Annotated in this window: 5 protein-coding genes and 1 pseudogene; 4 read left to right on the top strand and 2 right to left on the bottom strand. The window is 42.9% G+C overall.

What is annotated here, in order from left to right; genetic code table 11:
* Positions 1 to 139 precede the first annotated feature (139 nt).
* The gene (locus VB740_RS35710) at positions 140 to 301 is read left to right on the top strand and encodes a metallothionein (RefSeq protein ID WP_323204535.1); all 162 of its coding nucleotides are present in this window, start codon (positions 140 to 142) and stop codon (positions 299 to 301) included.
* Positions 302 to 503: 202 nt separating this feature from the next.
* Here the strand turns inward: VB740_RS35710 and hemL are convergent, their stop codons facing one another.
* Complete coding sequence (gene hemL / locus VB740_RS35705; RefSeq protein ID WP_323204534.1) at positions 504 to 1,802, bottom strand: glutamate-1-semialdehyde 2,1-aminomutase; 1,299 nt, start codon at positions 1,800 to 1,802, stop codon at positions 504 to 506.
* A 105-nt stretch (positions 1,803 to 1,907) separates the two neighbouring features.
* On the opposite strand from hemL, the gene VB740_RS35700 reads away from it, so the two are divergent.
* Positions 1,908 to 2,096, top strand: coding sequence for a ChaB family protein (locus VB740_RS35700; protein WP_100899632.1), 189 nt, complete (start codon positions 1,908 to 1,910; stop codon positions 2,094 to 2,096).
* A gap of 101 nt (positions 2,097 to 2,197) precedes the next feature.
* Entirely contained in the window at positions 2,198 to 2,848 is a 651-nt protein-coding gene (gene hisIE, locus VB740_RS35695) for a bifunctional phosphoribosyl-AMP cyclohydrolase/phosphoribosyl-ATP diphosphatase HisIE (RefSeq protein WP_323204533.1), read from the top strand.
* A 31-nt stretch (positions 2,849 to 2,879) separates the two neighbouring features.
* On the opposite strand, the gene VB740_RS35690 is transcribed toward hisIE, so the two are convergent.
* Positions 2,880 to 4,136: an MFS transporter gene (locus VB740_RS35690; RefSeq protein WP_323204532.1), complete on the bottom strand. Its 1,257-nt coding sequence runs from the start codon at positions 4,134 to 4,136 to the stop codon at positions 2,880 to 2,882.
* Between the two features lie 488 nt (positions 4,137 to 4,624).
* Here VB740_RS35690 and VB740_RS35685 point away from each other — a divergent pair.
* Positions 4,625 to 4,816: pseudogene (locus VB740_RS35685) on the top strand (DUF2811 domain-containing protein); the annotation flags it as partial.
* Positions 4,817 to 5,185 lie beyond the last annotated feature (369 nt).

Below are 5,185 nucleotides of genomic sequence, written 5' to 3'. Positions count from 1 at the left end.
GGAAACCCGCCCATGCGGCTGGCTCCCCTACATATACTTAGATTTTTTCATAAATTAAATACTAGTCCTATATGACCCATACCAGACAGAAACAATTCATGTATTGTTAAAGTAATCTCAACAGGAAATAGAGAAAGTTATGACAACCGTAACCCAAATGAAATGCGCCTGTCCGACTTGCCTGTGTATCGTTTCACTTGAGGATGCTATTAAAGAAGACGGCAAATACTATTGCTCCCAAGGCTGTGCTGAAGGTCATAAAACTATTAAAGGCTGTAGTCATGGAGGCTGTGGCTGTTAACATGTAGAGTGCGTTAGCTGAAAGCGTAACGCACCATCAACAATTCAAGTGCGTACTTTCAGCTAACATAACCCTAGTTGCTATAGCAAAGAAACAAGCTAAACCTCTGGTAGAGAAGGGAAGAGAAGTTTTGAACAGAGGAAGCCTCGGCTCACAGTTCTCTAGTCAACGCATTGGCTCCTCTACTTTGACTAGGTTTGCATTACAGACTAGACATTACATCCCGTGCAACTGCTAAAGTTTGCTCAATGTCTTCTTCAGTGTGAGCAAAAGACGTAAACCCAGCTTCAAATTGAGAAGGTGCTAAGTAAATACCACGCTCTAACATACCACGATGGAAGCGTCCGAATTTAGCTGTATCAGACTTTTTCGCGTCTTCGTAGTTATTAACTGGGCCAGAGGTAAAGAATAATCCAAACATTGCGCTAATTTGACCACCGCAAGCTGCATGACCAGTTTCTTTGGCAATTTGCAGCAAACCATCTGCTAGCTTTTTAGTAATCCGGTCAAGATACTCGTAAGTACCTGGCTTTTGCAGCAATTCTAAAGTCTTTATACCAGCAGTCATCGCCAAGGGATTACCAGAAAGAGTCCCAGCTTGATATACGGGGCCGGCGGGGGCAACCATTGACATAATATCTCGACGGCCACCATAGGCTCCTACTGGCAAGCCACCACCAATCACCTTACCCAAGGTTGTTAAGTCGGGAGTAACACCAAATTTTTCCTGAGCGCCACCGTAAGCAATGCGGAAGCCTGTCATCACCTCATCAAATACCAACAACGCTCCATGCTCATGAGTCAGTTCTCGTAATCCTTCTAAGAAACCAGCGTCAGGTGCAATAAATCCAGCATTGCCGACAACTGGCTCAAGAATCACACCAGCAATCTCGTCGCGGTTTTCTTCAAACAAGGCTTTGACGGATTCTAGGTCATTGAAAGGCGCGGTTAGAGTGGTGCTAGTTGCCGCTTTCGGAACTCCTGGTGAGTCTGGCAAGCCAAGTGTCGCAACACCAGAACCTGCTTTCACTAAAAACGTATCGGCGTGTCCGTGATAGCAGCCTTCAAACTTAATGATTTTATCTCGTTTAGTGAAAGCCCGCATCAGCCGCAAAACTCCCATACAGGCTTCAGTTCCAGAGTTAACAAATCTGACCATTTCGATGCTAGGAACAGCATCGATAACCATTTCTGCCAAAACATTTTCCAGGACTGAGGGAGCGCCGAAACTCGTGCCTTTTTCTAAAGCTTCATGCAAGGCTGAAATTACTTCTGGATGAGCATGACCGCAAATAGCTGGGCCCCAAGTACCTACATAGTCTATATATTGGTTGCCATCTACATCCCAAATATATGCGCCTTTAACACGGTCAAAAACGATGGGTTGACCACCTACAGATTTAAAGGCACGAACAGGAGAACTAACTCCTCCGGGCATGAGGTTTTGAGCAGCGGCGAAGACCTCTTGTGATTTTGTTGTTTTAATTGTGGTATTTACCAAGGTTCTCTCCTAACAGTGGGCAATAAAAAGCTCTATCTTAGGATAGTGTCAAAAATTACTTAGAATTTCTATCCTATATAAATAGCTGAACCAAAAAATAATAATATGTTATACAACTCGAATAAAGACTTACCTCTAGATATTCAAACTCGATTATCTGAAGCATACCAGGATCTTTACCGAGCAGCTTTTAATTCGGCGATTCATTGGTATGGTGAAGCCTCAAAAGCTCACAAAGTCGCGTTGAGTGCTGTAAAGATGCAGTCTGCTATGGAACGGAATGTTCTTGTTTAGAGCTAGATAAAATAGTTCAATTCAAAAAAACATGCCAGTTGCCCTAATCAGAATGGTATCGTGAATCCATGAATTATTCTCATTAGAGCAAACTAGCTGGTATGTCTTCTAACGATTTGCACTCACTGCATGACGCTATCCCTGTTGAGGAAATTCGCTACGATGAACGGGGTCTAGTGCCTGCAATTGTCCAAGATTATTTGGATGGTACTGTCCTGATGATGGCATGGATGAATCAGGAGTCGTTACAAAAAACTTTAGAAACTGAAGAAACTTGGTTTTGGAGTCGTTCCCGGCAAGAATTCTGGCACAAGGGGGCGACTTCTGGACATATTCAAAAAGTGCAGAGTATCCGTTATGACTGTGATAGTGATGCGCTGCTTATAGGTGTAGAGCAATTAGGAGATATTGCCTGCCACACTGGAGAACGTAGCTGCTTTCACCAAATAGAAGGAAAAATTGCCCCACCACCAGGGGATACATTGTCGCAATTGTTTCAAATAATATGCGATCGCCGCGATAATCCTACTGAGAGTTCTTATACCTGTAAACTATTCGCAGGTGGCGATAACAAAATTTTGAAAAAAATCGGTGAGGAAACTGCTGAGGTGGTAATGGCCTTTAAGGATGATGAAGCAGATGCGATCGCAGGTGAAGTGGCTGATTTGCTATATCATACTTTGGTTGCCTTAGCTCACCATAAAGTTGATTTAAAATCTGTATATCGTAAGTTGCAAGAACGTCGTCAATAAAGGGAACAAATAAGCGCACATCTGTGCGCCCCTACTCAGCCAAAATTCGATTGAGATACTGTAAAATTGCCACAGCGATCGCTACACTCAAGATGAAGCATAGCCAGAAACTATTGGTAATAATTTGCGGATGATCTAATGCCCATCCACCCAAGGGATGACCAATAAAAGAGCCAATAGCCCAGCATAAAGCGTTGATGGAAAAATAAACACCGCGTTGGTTTTCCGGGGCTAACTCAGTCACTAAAGAAGCAGCAGATGGGGTATAGGAGACAATCGCTACAGCAAACACTCCCAATGCCAATATTACCCAAACTAGATGATGAGATGGAGCAATGCCGCTTACCCAAATCAGGCCAAAACCAATCGCCCAAAGAATGGCGGAAACAGTCAGCGCGAGTGTATGTGAGCAGCGTTTTAAGGCGCTGGTGACAGGCAACTGACAGATGATGGCAAACACTAGATGCCAAGAAAATAGTCCGCTAATGGTAGTTTCAGTAAATCCCTTAGCAGTATCTACAAAGACAAAGTTTTTGAAATAAAGCGGCAAAGTGCTATGAATTTGAGAAATATATATCGTGAAGAATATATTAACTGCTATGTAGACCAGGAAACGCCCATCTTTTAATACTGCTAACCAAGAAGCAATATATTCTGTCTTTTCAGATTCCCCTATCTGCTGTTGTTCAGTTTCACTAATTCCCACATAGACAACCCCAAAAAATACCATAAAAGAGATGGCATCAATAACAAATAGCCATCGATAACTCCCAATTATTGCGATCAAAAATCCTGCCAGCATAATTCCGATCGCTAACCCAAGATTATCAGCTAGTCGGGCGATCGCAAAAGTTTCGCGGCGATTGTCAATCTGGCTGGCGTCAGCAACAACAGCTTCAGCAGCCGGCCAATAGAAACCTATCCCTAAACCGCTAATCAAGCTACCAATCACCAAAATAGTAAAATTATCGGTTGCAGCTAAAACTAGAGAACCAATGGCTGAAATCGCCGTGGCTAGCAACAAAGTGCGGCGGCGTCCCCAATATTCAGAATCAGCCAAAGAACCACCTACAATCCGCCCTACAATGCCGGAAATCGAGGCGCTACCCAAGGCTACCCCAACACTGGTTGCAGATAAACCAAGTTGATTCACAAAAAAGATGGGGGCGTAAAACAAGGTAAAGCCAGTGCCAACTTCTGAGAGAAATCTACCAACTGCGAAAATCCATATCTGGGAATCTATCGAGGGCAGCCACGATGATAATTGAGATTCAGAAGCTAATTTCATGAGTTTAAATGTCATGATTTATTGACATTTTTGTAATTCTTATCATTGGCTGCTATTTTTCTCACTCATTCCACAGGGTTTCCACAGAGATTTTAGCAGTTTTCCACAGGTGCTCTACGAGTCAATAGGCTGTTGCCGTCTTACTGGGGATTGTTAATTAACAGTGCTAAGGAACTTCAAGGACTGAGTTTTTGTAAAGTAACGTAACGAAAAATAGCCCTTAGCACTGATTCTTTCGTTCGTATTTATTTTTTATACATTCGTTTTTAACATTTCGCAGCATTGACAAACCCACCCCCTCTTGGCGCACAATGATTCGGCTTGCTTTTATAGTTCGTTCAACCGTTGGCATCAAATGTGTAAAATATATTACCATCAGATGTAAGCGTAGATTGTCGGGCTAGCGAAAGAGCGTGTGAGGTGGCCTGATTGCCGTTTCACCGCAAGCAACTTGTCCCTCTTGATTGTCCTCATAGGAGGAAAATCTCATGAAAGCAACGGTTAGCATCTTTACAGAAATTCCCGAAACACTCCACGAATCCTTAAAAAACTACTTAGAATCTCATCCCGATTGGGATGAAAATAGGGTATTGACGGCGGCACTATCATTGTTTTTACTCCAAAATGGAGATAGCGATCGCCGTGCTGCCCGAGTCTATCTGGAAACTTTGTTCCACCACTCCACAGTAAAAATGCCCAGCATCGATTCACCCGCAACAGCTAATCTACTAGACACCCCATAGGTACTGGATGAACGGCGTTATTCTGGATCATGCCTGAATATGGGCACGGTTTGCCGTGCCCCATCAATGGGATTTTGCTCCAAAGCGATCGCTCATAATCAAGGCAATATTACAATAAAAAAGATTAGGAGATTCTGATCCTTAGTTTCTCTTGGTGCTAAAACTATAGGACTAGTATTTGATTTATGAAAAAATCTAAGTATATGTAGTGTTACGGCTTCCGTAACGCACCAAAATCTTCGGATGGTGCTTTAGCCTACGGCATAACACACCCTACTGAAATATTTTCAGAAATCAAATATGATT

The sequence above is a fragment of the Nostoc sp. UHCC 0251 genome (assembly GCF_034932245.1).
In the GTDB taxonomy this organism is placed as follows: domain Bacteria; phylum Cyanobacteriota; class Cyanobacteriia; order Cyanobacteriales; family Nostocaceae; genus Nostoc.
The sequence above is the reverse complement of the archived record's forward strand: the minus strand, read 5'-3'. Positions and strand labels throughout refer to the sequence as shown.